This is a genomic window from Actinoplanes oblitus, assembly GCF_030252345.1.
GTDB lineage: Bacteria > Actinomycetota > Actinomycetes > Mycobacteriales > Micromonosporaceae > Actinoplanes > Actinoplanes oblitus.
On sequence record NZ_CP126980.1, the window covers coordinates 8166809 to 8185475 of the forward strand.

Here is an 18667-nt window from a genome sequence, read left to right on the forward strand (position 1 = left end):
CTGCAAACCAGACTGCCCGGATCAGGACCTGACGTACTCCGCGAGGTGCTCGCCGGTGAGGGTGGCACGGGTGGTGACCAGGTCGGCGGGGGTGCCCTCGAAGACCACCCGGCCACCGTCGTGGCCGGCGCCCGGGCCCAGGTCGATGATCCAGTCGGCGTGCGCCATCACCGCCTGGTGGTGTTCGATCACGATCACCGAACGGCCGCCGTCGACCAGCCGGTCGAGCAGGCCCAGCAACTGCTCCACGTCCGCCAGGTGCAGACCGGTGGTCGGCTCGTCGAGGATGAAGACGCCACCCTTCTCCCCCATGTGGACGGCGAGCTTGACCCGCTGGCGCTCGCCACCGGACAGCGTGGTGAGCGGCTGCCCGAGGGTCAGATAGCCGAGACCGACGTCCGCGAGCCGCTGCAGGATCTTGTGGGCCGCCGGGTTCCTGGCGTCCCCGGCCGCGAAGAACGCGACCGCCTCGGCGACCGGCATCGCCAGCACCTCGCTGATGTCCCGGCCGCCGACCCGGTAGTCGAGCACCGAGGCCTCGAACCGGCGCCCCTCGCACACCTCGCAGGTGGTGGCGACCCCGGCCATCATCCCGAGGTCGGTGTAGATCACGCCGTTGCCGTTGCAGTTCGGGCAGGCGCCCTCGGAGTTCGCGCTGAACAACGCCGGCTTCACCCCGTTGACCTTGGCGAACTGCTTGCGGACCGGCTCCAGCAGGCCGGTGTAGGTGGCCGGGTTGCTGCGCCGGGATCCCCTGATCGCGCCCTGGTCGACCGCGACCACGCCCTCGCGCCCGGCCACCGAGCCGTGGATCAGCGAGCTCTTGCCGGAGCCGGCCACCCCGGTGACCACGACCAGCACGCCGAGCGGGACGTCCACGTCCACGTTCCGCAGATTGTGCCGGTCGGCGCCGCGCACCCGCAGGAAGCCGGACGGCTTGCGGACGTCGGGCTTCAGCGACGCCCGGTCGTCGAGGTGCCGCCCGGTCAGCGTGCCGCTGGCCCGCAGCCCGTCCAGGGTGCCCTGGAAGACCACCTCGCCACCGGCCGAGCCGGCTCCCGGCCCGAGGTCGACGACGTGGTCGGCGATCGCGATCGCCTCCGGCTTGTGCTCCACCACCAGGACCGTGTTGCCCTTGTCCCGCAGTTGCAGGAGCAGCTCGTTCATCCGCTGGATGTCGTGCGGGTGCAGGCCGATGGTGGGCTCGTCGAAGACGTACGTGACGTCGGTGAGCGACGACCCGAGGTGCCGGATCATCTTGGTGCGCTGCGCCTCGCCGCCGGACAGGGTGCCGGCCGGGCGGTCCAGGGACAGGTAGCCGAGGCCGATCTCGATGAACGAGTCCAGGGTGTGCTGGAGTTTCGCCAGCAGCGGGGCGACCGACGGCTCGTCGAGCCCGCGCACCCACTCGGCCAGGTCACTGATCTGCATCCGGCAGGCGTCGGCGATGCTCACGCCGCGGATCTTCGAGGACCTGGCGCCCTCGCTGAGCCGGGTGCCGTCGCACTCCGGGCAGGTGGTGAACGTGATCGCCCGGTCCACGAAGGCCCTGATGTGCGGCTGCATCGCCTCCCGGTCCTTGGCCAGGAACGATTTCTGGATCGCCGGGATGAGGCCGGTGTAGGTCAGGTTGATCCCGTCGACCTTGATCTTCGTCGGCTCCCGGTGGAGCAGGTCGTTCAGTTCCTTCTTGGTGTACTCGCTGATCGGCTTGTCCGGGTCGAAGTAACCGCAGCCGCGGAAGATCCGGCCGAACCAGCCCTCCATGCTGTAACCCGGGATGGTCAGCGCGCCCTCGTTGAGCGACTTGCTGTCGTCGTAGAGCGCGGTGAGGTCGAAGTCGGTGACCGAGCCGCGCCCCTCGCAGCGCGGGCACATGCCACCGGTGATGCTGAAGCTGCGCCGCTCCTTGGTGGTGACGCCGCCCTTCTCCATGGTGACCGCGCCGGCGCCGGAGATCGACGCGACGTTGAACGAGTACGCCTGCGGCGAGCCGATGTGCGGATCGCCGAGCCGGCTGAACAGGATCCGCAGCATGGCGTTCGCGTCGGTGGCGGTGCCGACCGTGGAGCGCGGGTCGGCACCCATCCGTTCCTGGTCGACCAGGATCGCCGTGGTCAGGCCCTCCAGGACGTCCACCTCGGGGCGGGCCAGGGCCGGCATGAACCCCTGCACGAACGCGCTGTACGTCTCGTTGATCATCCGCTGCGACTCGGCGGCGATGGTGCCGAAGACCAGCGAGCTCTTGCCCGAGCCCGAAACACCGGTGAACACGGTCAGCCGGCGTTTCGGGATCTCGACGCTGACGTCCTTGAGATTGTTGACGCGTGCGCCGTGCACGCGGATGAGGTCGTGACTGTCGGCTACATGCGTCTTCTCCATGACGGCCAGGCTAGTTGCTCACCTCGACCACGTCGCCGAGCGGACTGGAGTTGCTGATGTTCGCCGGGGCGTTCCACTTCTGCAGCTCGGAGCTGTTGCACACGGCCACCTTGACCTTGCTGGTGCCGTCCGAGTGCAGGTCCACGTTCTTGACCCCGGTCTTGAGGTCGGCCGGTTGCAGGCAGAGGCCCTTGCTGTCCTCGATGCGGTAACTCGTGGTGTAGCTGGGAGTGCCGCGGCGTACGTTCCAGACGAGCTCGGCCGGGATGCCGGTGAGGCTCGTCGTGGTGGTCTGCGGGCAGCCGGTGGTCGTCACCGTCACCCAGCTGCTCGACGTGGCGACCAGCGGCGACTTCAGGCAGTACCGCTTGCCGCCGGTGACGACGTAGATGACGCCCTTCTTCTCCACCGCCGGAGCGACCGGGACCGGGTGGTACCAGGTCTGGTTCCAGTCGACGACGCCGTTCGGGTCCTGCTTGCAGAACCAGGCGATCATGTACGTCGAGGTGACGGACCGGTTGGTGACGTCCAGGCAGCGGCTGAACTGGGAGTAGTTGACCAGCTGGTAGGTCTCCTCACCGGCCATGCCGGCGCCGACCGCCGCGTCGAACCGCCACACGTTCAGCGAGGCGTTGCTGCTGCACGAGTTCAGGATCAGCGGCGTGTCCACCTTGCTGGCCGTGGTGAGGTTGATGCAGAAGTTCTCCACGGTACGGGTGGGGCTGGTCGACTTGAGCTCGCTGTTGTTGTCCAGACTCCACTGGAAGTCGGGCACGATGGTGCCGGTCGGGCACGGCTGGAGCACTATCGCCTTCCCGTTCGCGTGCACCGTCGTGCCGAACACACACATGCCGGTCGGGTAGGCGTCGGTCTCCGAGTTGACCAGCTTGATGTAGAGCTCTTCGGTGTACCTGAACTGCTGGGTGCTGCTGCCGTCGCAGAGTCGCGCCTTGACCGGCGCGCCGGCGGCGGGAGTCTTCGACACCGCGTCCATGCAGAGGTTGCCGACCGAGGAGCTGTCGATCCGGATCGAACCGCCGGTGGCCTTCTGGTTGTCGTTGTCCACCCCGAACGAGTAGCTCCCGGTCAACTTGCGGGAGGCGTACTGCGCCGGTGCGCCGGCCGGGGACAGGTTGGCCGCGCCCCGGCCCGCCGACCTCAGCTCCGCGCGGTACGGGACCGTCGTGACGGGACACATCTCCTGGTCGGCCGCGTCGAAGTACTTGACGGTCACGGAGTAGTCGAGTTTCTCGTCGCCCACGCCGACGTCACCCTCGATCGCTTTGTCGCACGGCGGCAGGTCCTCCAGGAGACCGGTGGACTTACCGGAGGACTTGTCGACGGCGGCCGCGATCCGGGCCAGCACCACGTCCAGGCCCACCCGGGCGCCGGCCAGGGCGGTGTTGCGGTCGGCCATCGTCCGGGCGCCGGTGACCTGCCGGACGATCATGGGAAGGACCGCTATCGACAGGACGAGCCCGGTGGCCACCACCATCATCGCGATGGGAAGCGACCCGCTGTCGTCGCCGGCACGGCGCTGAGTCCTCATGGCTACGGCCTCCCTGCGTTCGCGCAAGCCGACGGGTCCTGATCCTGAACGGCGTCCTTGTAGACGTTCTGTGAGGTGAAGACGTTGTCGAACCGCTGGACGACGTCACCGACCTTGACCTTGAAGCGGATCCGGACCATCAGGTACGTGTTGTTGAACTCGCTGCCCAGCCCGGTGGTCCCGGGACTCGCCGCGGCGGCCGGCAACCCCGGCTTGGAGACGAGGAACGGCGACGTGGCACCGTCCTCCAGCGCCACGTCGGTGGCGAGGTTGGCCGGCAGCGCCGGCTTCGTGCCGGGCAGCTCCCAGCTGTACATCGCCAGCGACTTCTGGGTCGGGTCGAACATGAGCTGCCGGCACTGGGGCAGCGGATCCGTGGCGTCCGTCGCTGTCTTCTCCCGGGCCGGGATCGCGAACTCCAGGTACGACCGGGAGTTGCTGGCGCCCGCGGTCGGCCCGTTGACCATCGTCGCGTAGTGCAGGTCACGGTCCAGCCGGGTGAAGGCGATGTCGAGCTGGTCGCCGGCCACGGAGTTCTGCTCGATCTGCTTGGTCCCGGAGTAGATCTGGATGGTGGCGGTCACCGCCATCAGCGTCACCACCCCGGTGATCGCCGTCGTGACCATCACCTCCATCAGGGAAAAGCCCTGGTCGTCACCGGCCGGTCGGCGGCGCTTCCACCGGGACATCCAGGCTCCTCCCCGGCTGACGAGACGACGGCTCACAGGACGGTCCAGACGAAGGTGTACTGCGTGTTCTGCTTGCTGTTCGGGCTGATCGCGGTCAGCGTGACCGTGTAGACGCCCGGCACGATCGGCGTACCGGTGAGGTTTTTGCCCTGGCCGTCCAGACTGATGCCCTTCGGCAGCCCGGCGGCGTCGATCTGGCTGATGCTCACGCCGATGGTGGCGGCATTGGTGGTGACCGGGATGGACACCGCCTTGCCCAGGCTGGAGGTGACGGCGACGCCCGGCGAGGTGAACTGGAGGCTGGACGCGGAGCCCGCCTGCAACGCGAAGCTGACGCTCACCGACCCTCCAAGTCCGTCCCGCACCGTGACTGTCGGCAGGTACCGGCCCTGGATGAGGACCGGACCGCCGGAGATCACCCCGGTGGTGGTGTTGATGCTCAGCTCGGCCGGCAGACCGCTCGCGCTGAACGTGTACTTCCCGTCACCACCCGCCGCGACGGGCGCCGGCAGGTTGACCGTCGACAGCAGGTCGACCTGCTGGTCGGCGATCGGCTGCAGGGTCAGCGGCGAGTACACCGTGTGCGTGAACGTCACCGGGACCGGCACGTAGTTCGCCGTGGTCGTGGCGGTGATGGTGGCGGTGAACGTCGCGGCCGGCGTCCCGGTGATCGTTCCGGTGGCCGGATCGAACGACAGCTCGGCGGGCAGGTCCTTGATCGAGTAGGTGTAGGGCACCACGGGCGCCGTGGTGTCCACGACGACCGGCGCGATGCTGATCGGGTCACCCAGGTAGCTCGTCGAGGCGGGCACCCGGGCCGTCGGCGGCTCGATCACTCGCCAGGTCAGGGCCGGGCTGAGCGCCTTGTCGGTGTCCGAACGAGGCGACAGCGTGCCGACCGGCGGCTGGCTCTCCACCACCTTGATGTAGGTACCGGTGGCAGACCAGGACCAGGTGCCCACCTTCGTCGGCGTCTGCTTCTCGCCGACCATCCCGGTCTGCGGGTCGATCGAGAGGCCGTCGGGCAGGTTGACGGCGCTCCAGGTGTTGGGCAGGTTGCCGCCGGTCACCTTCATCTTGACGGCGACGTCGTTCCGGCCCCGGTAGAACACCTTCATGTCGGGCTGGCGGATCTTCGGAATCGCCCGGGTGGTGCTGTACGTCGCGTCGGCCTTGTCCTTGGAGATCAGGGTCGAGGCGATGTGACCGCACACGCCACCGGACACCGTGCAGCGTTTGTGCTGCCAGGTCTCCAGGACGACCACCCGGTAGTACTCCAGGATCGAGGTGGCGTCCGCCGGACGCAACGGGTCGCCGACGGGCAGCGGGAGGACACACTTGTCCGTCCGCGTCACGTAGACCTCACAGGTACCGACGAGGATGTTCTGCGTGAAGCTGGTGCCGCCCACGGTGATCGTCTTCGGTGCCGTGGGCAGCGACGCGTTGTCTCCCTCGGTGCTGTCCTCGATGCCGTTGTCGGCCGGCTCCATGCTGTCCAGGTACGGCTGAAGTTTGTTCTTGAACGGCCCGTTCTGGAGGCTCTGCCACTGCTGCAGGACCTTCTGCGCGCCGCGCCCGTCCACCAGCGCCGTCGGCTCCAGCGCCCGGACCTGCTCCAGCGCGTTGCCGGCGAGCCGGACCGCGTAGCGCTGATCACGCTGCTGAGCGACGATGACCGCACCGTTGACGAAGAACGCGCCCAACCCGGCCATGGCGACGCTGATCACAGCCATCGCCACGAGGACTTCGAGCAGCGTGAAGCCCTCGTCCCCGCGACGGTCGGACGATTCGCCGCGCATCCCACTCCTCAACTGATCCGCCGGCGCCCACGCGGGAGCCTGCCAACAAGCACCATCGGCAGTCCGGCGGCGAAGTGGAGCGGTTTTCCTACTCGATCCGCAGCGCCGCGGACGGCCCCGACCAGTGGAAACGCAGCAGTCGCCGCAACGACGGGGAAGCACCGGCGATCCGCAACTGGTGGGTTCCCGCGGCGGCCGGCCCGAGCAGGGTCCGGGCGGCTGCCGAGTCGGCGAACCGCAGCCGGCTGAGATCGAGCGTCAGCGGCACCGGCGCCGGCACGTGGTCCTCGATCAGGTGCTCCATCATCGCCCGCAGCGCCTGCCGGTTGGAGAGGTCGGCCTCGCCCGCCAGCCGCAGGCCGGGTGGCTTGCGGGTACGCACGCCGCGGAGCAGCGGTACCCGATCCGGGTCAGTGTTCCGGGTGATGGTGGCCGGATGGGTACGGGTGAGCCGGCGCAGCTCGAGCTCGCTGAACAGGCGACGGTCGTAGAGGCAGATGCCCATCGCGTACCCGTCGGCGAAGACCCGGTTGACCTGGGCCTCGTACCAGGAGAGCTGGTCGACGCCGTCCAGGCGGCGGGCCCAGGACATGTCGCCGATGCCGCGCATGCCCCGGTAACCGGCGGCCCGGGCCCGGTCCGCCTCACCCATCCAGGCGGCCAGGCTCGCCTCGGCGTCGAAGACCCCGGCCGTCAGGTACGCCGCCCCCGGCCCGGCCAGCAGCAGCTGCCCACTGTCCAGGGCCGCGCTGACATCCACGCCGTGCGAGGCGAGCACCGCGGGCAGCCGGTCGGCGCTCTGCCCGTGGTACAGGATCCGATGATGCTGACGCAGCCCGGCCCGGATGTACGCCGTCACGCTGCGGGCGCGTAGTGGCTCGTCGTCGAAGACGAGACAGGCGTGATCACCCGGGCTCAGCTGGTCCAGCGGGCTCGATGCGGCCATCGTGACCCCTCGCTGCCGAACGCCCCGTGACGAATTGGTTGGGCCCCACGGTAACGACGCCCGCGCGCCCGTACTATCGCTGAATCGGGTGCCCGGCAGGCCGCTGACGACGGAGGACAGATGACCCTCACCGACCCCCTCGAGCTGCTCGACATCGCCGGTCTGCTGAGCGACGAGGAGCGGCAGATCCAGCAGACGGTGGGCCGGTTCGTCGCCGACCGGATCCGGCCACACGTCGCCGAGTGGTTCGAGGCCGGCACCTTCCCTACCCGCGAGCTCGCCCCGGAGCTGGGCAAACTCGGCGTGCTCGGGATGCACCTGGACGGTTACGGGTGCGCCGGGACGAGCGCTGTGGCGTACGGTCTGGCCTGTCTGGAATTGGAGGCCGGCGACTCGGGCCTGCGCAGTTTCGTCTCGGTGCAGGGCTCGCTGGCGATGTTCTCCATCTGGAGGTACGGCTCCGAGGAGCAGAAGCAGGAGTGGCTGCCGCGGATGGCGGCGGGCGAGGCGATCGGCTGTTTCGGCCTGACCGAGCCGGACTTCGGCAGCGACCCGGCCAACATGCGCACCCGCGCGGTCCGCGACGGCGACGACTGGGTGCTCACCGGCACCAAGATGTGGATCACCAACGGCAGCATCGCCGACATCGCGACGGTGTGGGCGCAGACCGAGGACGGCATCCGCGGCTTCCTGGTGCCGAAAGGGACGCCGGGGTTCACCACGCGCACCATCAAGCAGAAGCTGTCGCTGCGGGCGTCGATCACCGGCGAGCTGATCCTGGACGAGGTGCGGCTGCCCGACTCGGCCCGGCTGCCCGGCGCGCGCAGCCTGGGCGCACCGCTGAGCTGTCTGAACGAGGCCCGCTTCGGGATCATCTTCGGCGCGGCCGGCGCCGCCCGGGACTGCCTGCGGACCACGATCGAGTACGCGAACACCCGGGTGCAGTTCGACCGGCCGATCGCGGCGTTCCAGCTCACCCAGGAGAAACTGGCGAACATGGCGGTGGACCTGAACACGTCCGCGCTGCTGGCCCTGCACCTGGGCCGGCTCAAGGACGCCGGGTCGATCAAGCCGCACCAGGTCAGCGTCGGCAAGCTGAACAACGTGCGGAAAGCGCTGGGGATCGCCCGCGAGTGCCGGACCATCCTCGGCGGCAGCGGCATCACCCTGGAGTACTCGCCGCTGCGGCACGCCAACAACCTGGAGTCGGTGCTCACCTACGAGGGCACGTCGGAGATCCACACACTGGTCATCGGGCAGGCGCTGACCGGCCACGCCGCGTATCGCTGAGGGTTCGCAGGGTCCGCCCGGTCGCCTGTTTGAAGAGGTGGGCGGCGCGTTCGTAGGACAACCGCCGCCGGCCGGTCTCCGGGCAGAGATCGGCCGGTTGCGGACGGCGGGCCGGGGCGGGCCGCCGGTCCGACAGGAAGAGCGGTCCTCGGGTCCGGCTCCCGATCAGCTCGGGCAGCAGGGCCGCGGTCCGCTCGCCCCAGGTCACTCCGGGTCCGCGGCGGCCGGCCAGATCCAGAGCGTCGACGTCGAGCGCGAGCACGGCGCCGATCGGGGCCGCCGACTCCCGCACCATCGCCCACAGCACGCGCTCCCGCACCGGGACGCCGGCCAGGTCGGGCAGTCCGCCCGGCACGATGCCGGCGCTGTCCGGCACGGCCCGATTTCGCAGCCCGGCCGCCAGGTCGGGGAATCCGGCCCACGCACTGAACGACCGGACCGCGGCGAGGTGCCGGTTCCAGCTGCGAGGCGCGGCGTCCGGCCAGATCGCGGCCACGGCCGCGGCCACCCCGGCGGCGTCGAGGGCGGCCAAGGGAGTCCGTTCCCCCAAGATCCGCCGCAGCCGGCCAAGCGATTTCCGGTACGCGTGAGCCGTCGCCCCGCCCAGCCCCGCCACGAACTCGTCGACCGCCGCCCCGAGCATCGGCCCCGCGCCGGCGCGGCCCGCACCGCCCTCCGCCCGCGCTCGCAGGAAGTCCCGCTCCGCCGCGTTCCGGGTCAGCGACGCGGCCCGCTCCAACTCCAGCCGCGCCTCCGCCACCCGCCCGACCCGCAGCAGCAGATCCCCGCGAACCCCCGGCAGCAGGTGGTAGTCCCGCAGCACCGGATCCGCCCGCAGCGCGTCCACCAGCGCCAGCCCCGCCTCCGGCCCGGCCGCGAAGCCCACCGCGACGGCCCGGTTCAGCCGTACCACCGGCGTCGGCAGCAGCCGCTCCAACGCCCCGTAGAGGGTCGCGATCCGCCCCCAGTCGGTCTCCTCAGCCGTCCGGGCCTGGGCGTGACAGACCGCGATGGCGGCCTGCAACACGTACGGCCCCGGCGCCCTCCCGGCACCGGCCGCCCGGGCTCGCAGCATCGCCGCGAACCCGCGGTTGATCAGCAGACGGTCCCATCGCCCGCGGTTCTGTTCGTGCAGCTGGACCGGCTCGCCCCGGGGACCGGTGCGGGCCGCCGACCGGGACTGCTGGATCTCCATGAGCGCGACCAGGCCGTGCACCTCGGGTTCGTCAGGCGCCAGCTCGGCGAGCAACCGGCCGAGCCGCAGCGCCTCCAGGCACAGGCCGGGGCGCATCAGGTCGTCGCCGGAGGTCGCCGCGTAGCCCTCGTTGAAGACCAGGTAGACGACCTCCAGCACGGAGGCCAGCCGGCCGCTCGACTCGGCGCCGGACGGCAGTCCGTAGGCGACACCGGACTCGGCCAGGGTGCGTTTCGCCGCGGCGATCCGCTGGGCGACGACCGGTTCGCCGACCAGGAACGCACGGGCGATCTCGGCGGGGCTGAGGCCGGCGACGACCCGCAGCGTCAGGGCCACCCGCGCGTCCCGGTCCAGCACCGGATGGCACGAGATGAACATCAGCCGCAGTACGTCGTCACCTGACGACTCCTCGGCGGTGGCCCGGGGCTCGATGTCCGTACCGTCGAATCTCTGTGCTCTCCGCAAGTGATCGACGGCCTTGCGGCGGGCGATGGTGGTCAGCCAGGCACCCGGATTGTCCGGGACGCCGTCGACCGGCCACTGCTCCATGGCCGCGACCAGCGCGTCCTGCGCGAGTTCCTCGGCCAGGCCGACGTCGTGGACCATCCGCAGGAGCGTCGCGATGATCCGCGCGGACTCCTGCTTCCAGACGACGCCGACCCGGGCGCGGACCTCGATCATGGGAGTCTCGGCGTCGCTCTCAGGCGAAGACCTGGTGGATCATGCTCTCGCCGTCCCCGACGATCTTGCGGAACCGCCGCCCGAGCTCGACCGCCTCCTCCCGCGACCGCACCTCGACCAGCGCGAACCCGCCGATCGCCTCCTTCGCCTCGGTGAACGGCCCGTCGGTCACCGTCACGTCGTCCCCCTGCGAGGCGATCTTGAACCCGGCCGGGTCCAGGCCGCCGGTCGCCAGCAGCACGCCGGACGCGGTCATCTCCTCGATGAACGCCGCCATCTCGGCGAACAGCTTCTCGTCCGGCTGGGTGTCCTGCATCTTCGACAGCATCAGGTAGCGCATCGTTCTCTCCGTTCCTCGACGGTGGCACTCGCACCCTGACGTCGTCCGGGTCCATGTGACAGGTAATCACTTCCGGTACGGCCGTGGCGCCCCTCACGATTACCTGTCACATCCGCTGAGGCGACGGTTGGGCAGAGCACCCACCCGACAAGGAGCCCCAAGATGACCACCACCCGCCACCCGGCCGCCTCCGTCACCTCCCACCCGGCCGCCTCCGTCGCCTCATACCCGGCCGATCGCGTCGGCGGCACCCGGGCGATGCTCGGCGCGCTCGCGGTCGCCGGACCGCTGTGGGCCGCCGTGTCGTTGACCCAGGCCGCCACCCGGGACGGCTTCGACCTGACCCGGCACCCGCTGAGCCTGCTCAGCACCGGCGCGCTCGGCTGGCTGCAGATCACCAACTTCGTCCTGGCCGGAATCCTCCTGCTGATCGGCGCCACCGGCCTGCGCCGCACGATCACCAGCCGCTGGGCACCGCGGCTGGTCCGGATCAGCGGGGCGGGCATGCTCGCTGCGGGCGTCCTGGTGATGGATCCGGCCGACGGCTACCCGATCGGCACCCCGGCCGGGATGCCGGCCACCATGAGCTGGCACAGCATCGGCCACATGGCCGCCGGTTCGGTCACCTTCATCGCCCTGATCGCCGCTTGCTACGTCCTGGCCCGGCACTTCAGGGCAGCCGGCGCGGGCGGCACGGCCGTCGCCGGAGCCATCGCCGGAACCGCCCTCCTGGCCGGCGACACCTGGGCCATGACCGGCAGCCCGGCCGGCTCCGCGACCCTGGCCGTCGGCGCCATCACCGCGATGTGCTTCCTCACCGCCGCCGCCCTGCACACCCGCCGCTGACCACCCTCCCCCAGCTGGTCATGGTGGTGGCCTCCCAACCCACGACACCACCGCCAGCACCAGCCACCAGCTCCCGGCTGGTCATGGCGGTGGCATCCGGACCGCCGACACCACCGTCAGCACCAGCCACCAGACCCCGGCTGGTCATGGCGGTGGTATCCGGAACCACGAGACCACCGTCAGCACCAGCCGGCAGATCACGGCTGGTCAGGGGGGTGGTATCCGGACCCACGAGAGCACCGTGAGCACCAGCTGGCAGATCACGGCTGGTTGTGGTGGGGGTGTGTGGGGAGCTGACCGCCGCCGGCTCACGGTCCGTCCCGGGTCCGGATCGCCGATTTCCGGTACGGGACTCGCCGGCGTACCGGAAGAGATCCTCGAAAATCCTCGGCGGAACGTGTCGGATGGCGGTGCCGGCGTTCGTAGCGGGATTGTGGAGCGGTCGGAGTGACCGCCGGGCGACAGGAGATGATCTCGATGGCGCAGTACCTGATCTCGGTGCTTCACGACGCGGCGGAGCTCGCCACCGACGCGGAGATGGCGGCGATCGACGTCTTCAACGAGGGACTGCGGGCGGACGGGCACTGGGTCTTCGCGGGCGGGCTGGCGTCGCCCGACTCGGCCACCGTCGTCGACGCGCGGGCCGGCGGGCCGATCTACACCGACGGGCCCTACCTGGAGTCCAAGGAGTTCGTCATCGGCTTCTGGATCGTCGAGGCACCGCACCTGGACGTGGCGCTGCGGCTCGCCGGGAACGGGTCGAGGGCCTGTAACCGGCGGGTCGAACTGCGGCCGTTCCTGGACGCGTGACCGGCGTCCAGGAGGCGCTCACCCGGGTTCACCGCGAGGAGTGGGCCCGGGTGGTCGCGACGCTGGCCAGGCGTTACGGCGACCTCGACCTGGCCGAGGAGATGGCCGCCGAGGCGTTCGCGGCAGCCGTCGAGCGCTGGCCCGCCGACGGTGTCCCGCCCGCTCCGGGCGCCTGGCTGACCACCACCGCCCACCGCAAGGCCATCGACCGGCTCCGGCGCGAGGCCCGGCGCGACGAGAAACACCGGGAGGCGCTGATGCTGTCCGGCACCCCGGAGCCGCTCGGCGTGATCGACGACGACCGGCTCCGCCTGGTCTTCACCTGCTGCCACCCGGCGCTCGCCATGGAAGCCCGGGTGGGGTTGACCCTGCGGATGGTCGGCGGCCTGACCGTGTCCGAGATCGCCCACGCGTTCCTGGTCCAGGAGACCGCCATGGGCCAGCGCATCACCCGCGCCAAGGCGAAGATCAAGGCAGCCCGGATCCCGTACGGGGTGCCGCTGCGTGACGATCTCCCGGCCCGGGTGACCGGGGTGCTCGCCGTGCTCTACCTGATCTTCAACGAGGGCTATCTGGCGTCCGGCCCGGGCGCCGGGGCGGTCCGCGCCGACCTGACCGCCGAGGCGATCCGGCTGACCCGGCTGGTGCACGCCCTGCTGCCGGCCGACGGCGAGGCCACCGGGCTGCTGGCGCTGATGCTGCTGACCGAGGCCCGCCGGCCCGCCCGGGTGTCGGCGAGCGGTGAGCTGGTCACGCTCGCCGAGCAGGACCGTGGCGCCTGGGACCGGGCGCTGATCGCCGAGGGGCACGCCCTGGTCCGGGCCCGGCTCGCCGCCGGGGAGGCACCGGGTCGCTACCAGATCCTGGCCGCGATCAACGCGGTGCACACCGACGCCCGGGATGTCCGGGACACCGACTGGTCACAGATCCTCGCCCTGTACGACCAGCTGGTCCGCGTCGATCCGTCGCCGATCGTGCGGCTCAACCGGGCCATCGCGGTCGCCGAGCTGGACGGGCCGGAGGTCGCGCTGGCGGAGATCGCCGGGCTGCCGCTGGCGGAGTATCACGCCTACCACGCGGTCCGCGCCGACCTGCTGCGCCGCACCGGCCGCAGCACGGAGTCGCGGGAGGCGTACGACCGGGCCATCGCGTTGAGCGGCAACACGGCCGAGACGGCACACCTCATCCGCCGGCGGGACCAGCTGGGCGCCCCGTGACGCATGACCGCCGGTCGGCTCGACGATCGACGTCCGCCGGGAGTCCGAGGCGATCGTCGTGGCGCAGCCGCCCGGCCCCGGACCTGCGCCTGCTCATCGATCGCGAGACGGAGATCCTGCTGCTGATCGCGCGCGGCCTCGCCAACCAGGAGGTCGTCGACACCCTCGCCATCTCCATCAAGACCGTGCGGACGCACATCGGCAACCTGCTGGCCAAACTGCTCGCCCGGGACCGGGCCCAGCTCGTCGCCGCCTGCGAGAGCGGCCTCGCCGGCCCACGCCACCGCTGACCCGAGCGACGGAGAGCCGTTCTCACCGGGGTGTAAAGGTTTCGGCTTGGCCGGACATCTGCTGGGTGTAGGCCAACGAGGAAGAGAGACACCATGCGTCCCGAGCAGAACTCATCGCCCCGCTCAGTCACGGTCAAGGGATCACGGACCCGCCGTCGCGTGTTCGCCGTCGCGGCCGGTTTCGTGTTGGCCGCCGGTGCCGGTGGTGTCGCGGTGGCCAACGGGCTGCCGTTCTCCGACAGCGACCCCAGCGGCGGCATGTGCGCGCGCACCCTGTCGGCCGAAGCCGACCTGTCCCAGCCGGTCGGCGAGTTCGACCCCGCCAACCCGGCCAAGGCATGCGCGGACAGCTGGCAGCAGATGTGGCCCGACACCCCGAAACCGGCCGGCTTCGTCGCCTGCCACCACCCCGGAGCCACCGCCGGCGGCTCGGTGATCTACCCCGCCGCTAAGGACGCCGACCCCGCCACCGCCTGCGCCTCGATCGGCAGCAAACCGATAACGGGAACAGCGGCGTAAGGACCTTGCGCGTGCGTGTTGCCCGCGGCCTCGGCGCCGTGGGCAACACATCAGCTTGCCGAGGGCCGGACCGCGAAAGGGAACACCTACCGATGAAGCAGATGTTCAGGTCCCGGGCGGGACACCACGACAGCGAACCCACCGGGGAGCAACGGCTCGAGAAGCTGTTCAGAGCCCACGCCGACGCCGTGCTGACCTTTCTCCGGCATCGGACCGACCACGAGACGGCTCAGGACGTGCTCACCGAGACGTTCCTGATCGCCTGGCGCAAGCTCGATGAGGTTCCGGCAGATCCGCGGGGCTGGCTCTACGGCGTCGCCCGGCGAGTACTGGCCAACCACGTACGGTCCCAGGGACGCACAGCGGCGGTCGTCGAGCGGCTGCAGACCGAGACCCGGTTCGCCCCGGACCAGTCCGGGATCGAGGACGCCATCGGCCGCCATGACGTGCTGGCCGCGCTGGCCGCGCTGCCCGAAGCCGACCGCGAGGTGCTGCTGCTGGCAGGCTGGTACGACCTCACCGGCGCCCAGGCCGCACAAGCACTCGGCTGCAGCCACGCGGCGTACGCCGTGCGCCTGCACCGCGCACGCCGGCGGCTGCGCGACATCCTCGGCACAGCGACCATCACCCGCGGCAGCTCCACCGCCACCCGCCCGGCATGGGAGGCCCACTCGTGAACGACGACCTGCGATCCGTACGCCAGACCCGGCCCACGCCCATCACCGGATGGGCCGACTCCGCCGAAGGCCGGGCGGTCCTGGACACCATCCTTGCCCGGACCCGCACCGAGATCTCCGGGCACAAGGCCAAGCCTCGCCACCGCCGGCTCGTCGCCATCGCGGCCGGTTTCGTGTTGGCCGCCGGTGCCGGTGGTGTCGCGGTGGCCAACGGGCTGCCGTTCTCCGACAGCGACCCCAGCGGCGGCATGTGCGCGCGCACCCTGTCGGCCGAAGCCGACCTGTCCCAGCCGGTCGGCAAGTTCGACCCCGCCAACCCGGCCAAGGCATGCGCGGACAGCTGGCAGCAGATGTGGCCCGACACCCCGAAACCGGCCGGCTTCGTCGCCTGCCACCACCCCGGAGCCACCGCCGGCGGCTCGGTGATCTACCCCGCCGCTAAGGACGCCGACCCCGCCACCGCCTGCGCCTCCATCGGCAGCAAACCGATCACCTAGGCGGCTGACCCATCAGGAAGATCCCGGTCCGAGCGGGCCGGAAGCGGGAGAAGCCACGGTACGACCGCTGAGCCCACGGATCACCAAGCGAGAAGGAACCCTCTGATGCGCCCGCACACCCAAGTACTCGTCGCCGTGACCGGAGCCACGATGCTGGCCCTGACCGGTTGCGGCTCGTCAACCGGTTCGACGACCGCGACCGGCCAAGCGCCCGCCGCCGTCACGAGACAGGCCACTTCCACCACCCCGACCAGCGACCCCGGCGACGGCAAGCCCGCCGCCACCCCGACCAGCGACCCCGGCGACGGCAAGCCCGCCGCCACCCCGACCAGCGACCCGGGCGACGGTGGTTGCCCGGCTCCGGCGGCCACTCTCGAAAAGCTGATGAAGCTGGATGCCGGCCACCGGATCGACAAGTCCAGCATCAAGTGTTCCCAGGGCTGGGCCGTCGCCGGCGTCATCACTGCCGACAAGTCCCAGCAGGGTGACGGGAAGTTCCTGTTCGAGTTCGCCAACTCCACCGGCAGGTGGACGGTCAAGGGCGAGGGCAGTTCGTTCGACTGCGCCACGCAGGGCATCCCGAGGAGCACCGGCTTCTGCGGCTGAGAGGGAAATCGCGGCCGGCGAGGCCGCTGGCGGAAGCTGCCAGCGAGGCCGCTGGCGGAAGCGGCCAGGCCGGCCGCTGGTGGAAGCAGCCAGCGAGGCCGCTGGAAGAAGCGGCCAGCCCGGGCAGCCCACGGCAGGTGATCAGGCGACGGCGGCCGTCAGCGTCAGGACGAAGGTCGCTCCCGGAACGGGCCGGTCTGCCACCTCCAGGGTGCCGCCAAGCCGGACGGCCAGTTCGCGGGCGAGCGACAGCCCGAGGCCCGTCCCGCCCGCGTGGCGGTCCCGTGCGGCGTCCAGCCGGGTGAACCGGTCGAAGATCCGCTCGCGGTCGGCCGGTGGGATGCCCGGCCCGTCGTCAGCGACCTCGACGCGCAGCCGCACGTGTCCGGGGCCGGCCGGCGAGGCGTCGACACGGATCTCGACGCGTTTCCCGGCGTGGCGGACGGCGTTGTCGAGCAGGTTGCGCACTATCCGTTCGAACGGCGAACGGGCCAGCCGTACCCGGATCGGGGGGTGCTCCCGGCAGGTCGTGGTGAGGCCGTCACGGGTGAGGGTCTCCGCGGCCATCCGGGTCAGCACGGCCACGACGTCGACGTCGGTCTCCGGATGCGCGGGTGCCGTGTCCGCGTCCAGGCGCGCCAGCAGCAGCAGGTCGTCGGCCAGGCCGGTGAGCCGTTGCGCCTGCGCCACCGCGGTCGCCGCGGTCGCCGGCCAGTCGGTGCGGTCCGGGTATGCCTGGGCGACCTCCAGGCCGGCCCGCAGGATCGCCAGCGGGCTGCGCAGCTCATGGGCGGCGTCGGAGACCATCCGGCGTTGCGCCTCGTCGGCCCGCTGCAGCCGGTCCAGCATGGCGTTGATGGTGACCGCCAGCGCCGCGATCTCGTCGCCGGTGGGCGGCACCGTGACCCGGTCGGCCAGACTGCTGGCGGTGACCGCCGCGGTGCGGGCCCGGATGGCCTCGACCGGGCGCAGTGCCCGGCGGGTGGCCAGCCAGGCGTTGAGGGCCACCAACCCCACCGCCGGGGGGATGGCGGCCAGGAGGATCCACTCGACCGTCGCGGTCGCCCGACCGGCCGCCAGCGGGGTGACGAAGACATAGATGGCGAACGTGGTGCCGGGCGTGCGGCGCAGCTGCTGTTCGTAGTCGCCGAAGTCGACCGGGTTCACCTGGACCCGGACGCCGGTGACCGGCTCGCCGTCGAGCTCGTGGTCGCCCGCCGGGTTCGCCAGCCGTACCGTGGGGAAGACCTGCGGGACGTCCATGGTGATATCGATGGGGAGCGGTTCCGCGGCCGGCATGACAGCGCGCCCGCCGGTCTCGTACGGGCCCAGGTCGGGGCTCGCGGTCAGCACCCGTCCGGCGGTGTCGACCACCTCGAAGGTCACGTCCGGGTAGAAGGCGGGCTGCAGCCCCGTCGCGCCGTCGATGGCCGAGACGGCCAGGCCCATGGCGTTGACCTGCCGGATGGCACTGTGCCGCCCGGCTTCCCACTGCTGCTGACCGACCAGATGGCGGACCCACCATCCGCCGCTGACCAGTATCACGGCCGCCGCCGCGGCGGCGGCGAGCGCGGACTGTGCCCGCACCGACCGCAGGCCGCGTACCCACCGGCGTCCGGCCGGCAGCCGGTCGCTCATGCCCCGGTCCGGTCGTCGACGAGCTGGTAGCCGACGCCCCGGACGGTGCGCAGGCTGCTCCGGCCGAACGGCAGATCGACCTTGCGACGGAGCCGGCCGACGCGCACCTCGACCAGGTTGGGGTCGTCCACGTCGCCGGACCACACCTGGCGCAGCATCTCGGACTTGGTCACCGGCTCGCCCGCACGATGCGCGAGCAGGTCCAGGATCGCGAACTCGCGCGGCGTCAGGGGGACCGGCACGGTACCGCGATGGCAGCTCCGGGTGGCCCGGTCCAGCACGAGATCGCCGACGGTCAGCAGCACCGGGACGGCGGCCGGGCCCCGGCGCACCAGTGCCCGCAGCCGGGCGACCAGCACCGGGTAGGAGAAGGGTTTGCTCAGGAAGTCGTCGGCGCCGGTGTCCAGGGCCTCGATCTGGTCGTAGTCGCCGTCCTTGGCGGTCAGCACGAGGATCGGCGTGCGGATCCCCTCGCGGCGCAGCGTCGCGCACACCCGGTAGCCGTTGAGTCCCGGCAGCATCAGGTCGAGCACGATGCCCGCGTAGTCCTCGAAGCGGGCCAGTTCCAGCGCGCTCACCCCGTCGCCGGCGACGTCAACGGCGTACCCCTCAGCGGTCAGCCCCCGCTGGAGGATGGTCGCCAGTTCGGGTTCGTCCTCGATCACCAACACGCGCATGGGGTGCAGCTTCGCATAG

At 71.0% G+C, this 18667-nt stretch carries 18 protein-coding genes; 9 read left to right on the plus strand and 9 right to left on the minus strand.

The features are described from left to right. Positions 1 to 21: 21 nt before the first annotated feature. From Actob_RS36235 to Actob_RS36255, 5 genes are all read right to left on the minus strand, one after another. Positions 22 to 2382, minus strand: a complete 2361-nt coding sequence (locus tag Actob_RS36235) for an excinuclease ABC subunit UvrA (protein ID WP_284916460.1) — start codon at positions 2380 to 2382, stop codon at positions 22 to 24. A 10-nt stretch (positions 2383 to 2392) separates the two neighbouring features. Continuing rightward, positions 2393 to 3931 carry an RICIN domain-containing protein gene (locus Actob_RS36240; protein WP_284916461.1) on the minus strand — a complete coding sequence of 513 codons (1539 nt, stop codon included), beginning with the start codon at positions 3929 to 3931 and terminating at the stop codon, positions 2393 to 2395. Positions 3932 to 3933: 2 nt separating this feature from the next. After that, the gene (locus tag Actob_RS36245) at positions 3934 to 4620 is read right to left on the minus strand and encodes a PulJ/GspJ family protein (RefSeq protein WP_284916462.1); all 687 of its coding nucleotides are present in this window, start codon (positions 4618 to 4620) and stop codon (positions 3934 to 3936) included. Positions 4621 to 4652: 32 nt separating this feature from the next. After that, positions 4653 to 6419: a putative Ig domain-containing protein gene (locus Actob_RS36250; RefSeq protein ID WP_284916463.1), complete on the minus strand. Its 1767-nt coding sequence runs from the start codon at positions 6417 to 6419 to the stop codon at positions 4653 to 4655. Positions 6420 to 6507: 88 nt separating this feature from the next. Beyond that, the gene (locus Actob_RS36255; protein WP_284916464.1) at positions 6508 to 7365 is read right to left on the minus strand and encodes an MEDS domain-containing protein; all 858 of its coding nucleotides are present in this window, start codon (positions 7363 to 7365) and stop codon (positions 6508 to 6510) included. A 120-nt stretch (positions 7366 to 7485) separates the two neighbouring features. On the opposite strand from Actob_RS36255, the gene Actob_RS36260 reads away from it, so the two are divergent. Then, the gene (locus tag Actob_RS36260) at positions 7486 to 8655 is read left to right on the plus strand and encodes an acyl-CoA dehydrogenase family protein (RefSeq protein WP_284916465.1); all 1170 of its coding nucleotides are present in this window, start codon (positions 7486 to 7488) and stop codon (positions 8653 to 8655) included. Here the strand turns inward: Actob_RS36260 and Actob_RS36265 are convergent. Continuing rightward, positions 8615 to 10531: an RNA polymerase sigma factor gene (locus Actob_RS36265; RefSeq protein ID WP_284916466.1), complete on the minus strand. Its 1917-nt coding sequence runs from the start codon at positions 10529 to 10531 to the stop codon at positions 8615 to 8617. The genes Actob_RS36260 and Actob_RS36265 overlap by 41 nt on opposite strands. Positions 10532 to 10550: 19 nt before the next feature. Beyond that, on the minus strand, positions 10551 to 10871 hold the full coding sequence (locus Actob_RS36270) for a YciI family protein (protein ID WP_284916468.1): 321 nt from the start codon (positions 10869 to 10871) through the stop codon (positions 10551 to 10553). A 162-nt stretch (positions 10872 to 11033) separates the two neighbouring features. Here Actob_RS36270 and Actob_RS36275 point away from each other — a divergent pair, with 162 nt between their 5' ends. From Actob_RS36275 to Actob_RS36310, 8 genes are all read left to right on the plus strand, one after another. Next, on the plus strand, positions 11034 to 11717 hold the full coding sequence (locus Actob_RS36275) for a DUF998 domain-containing protein (protein ID WP_284916469.1): 684 nt from the start codon (positions 11034 to 11036) through the stop codon (positions 11715 to 11717). 477 nt (positions 11718 to 12194) lie between these two features. Continuing rightward, positions 12195 to 12527, plus strand: a complete 333-nt coding sequence (locus tag Actob_RS36280) for a YciI family protein (RefSeq protein ID WP_328518451.1) — start codon at positions 12195 to 12197, stop codon at positions 12525 to 12527. Then, positions 12524 to 13744 carry an RNA polymerase sigma factor gene (locus Actob_RS36285; protein WP_284916472.1) on the plus strand — a complete coding sequence of 407 codons (1221 nt, stop codon included), beginning with the start codon at positions 12524 to 12526 and terminating at the stop codon, positions 13742 to 13744. The genes Actob_RS36280 and Actob_RS36285 overlap by 4 nt, the downstream gene beginning before the upstream one ends. Further along, the gene (locus Actob_RS36290) at positions 13741 to 14034 is read left to right on the plus strand and encodes a response regulator transcription factor (RefSeq protein WP_284916473.1); all 294 of its coding nucleotides are present in this window, start codon (positions 13741 to 13743) and stop codon (positions 14032 to 14034) included. Before Actob_RS36285 ends, Actob_RS36290 begins: the two co-directional genes overlap by 4 nt. Before the next feature lie 159 nt (positions 14035 to 14193). Then, a complete protein-coding gene (locus Actob_RS36295) occupies positions 14194 to 14553 on the plus strand; it encodes a hypothetical protein (RefSeq protein ID WP_284916474.1) in 360 nt (119 codons plus the stop codon). A gap of 92 nt (positions 14554 to 14645) precedes the next feature. Beyond that, positions 14646 to 15230 (plus strand): RNA polymerase sigma factor, encoded by a 585-nt coding sequence (locus Actob_RS36300; RefSeq protein WP_284916475.1) that lies wholly within the window; start codon positions 14646 to 14648, stop codon positions 15228 to 15230. Then, complete coding sequence (locus Actob_RS36305) at positions 15227 to 15727, plus strand: hypothetical protein (protein ID WP_284916476.1); 501 nt, start codon at positions 15227 to 15229, stop codon at positions 15725 to 15727. The genes Actob_RS36300 and Actob_RS36305 overlap by 4 nt, the downstream gene beginning before the upstream one ends. A 105-nt stretch (positions 15728 to 15832) precedes the next feature. Continuing rightward, positions 15833 to 16333, plus strand: a complete 501-nt coding sequence (locus tag Actob_RS36310; RefSeq protein WP_284916477.1) for a hypothetical protein — start codon at positions 15833 to 15835, stop codon at positions 16331 to 16333. Between the two features lie 141 nt (positions 16334 to 16474). On the opposite strand, the gene Actob_RS36315 is transcribed toward Actob_RS36310, so the two are convergent. Together Actob_RS36315 and Actob_RS36320 are read right to left on the minus strand one after the other, a co-directional pair. Beyond that, on the minus strand, positions 16475 to 17971 hold the full coding sequence (locus Actob_RS36315) for a HAMP domain-containing sensor histidine kinase (protein WP_284916479.1): 1497 nt from the start codon (positions 17969 to 17971) through the stop codon (positions 16475 to 16477). Next, on the minus strand, positions 17968 to 18648 hold the full coding sequence (locus Actob_RS36320; protein WP_284916480.1) for a response regulator transcription factor: 681 nt from the start codon (positions 18646 to 18648) through the stop codon (positions 17968 to 17970). The genes Actob_RS36315 and Actob_RS36320 overlap by 4 nt, the downstream gene beginning before the upstream one ends. Positions 18649 to 18667: the final 19 nt, after the last annotated feature.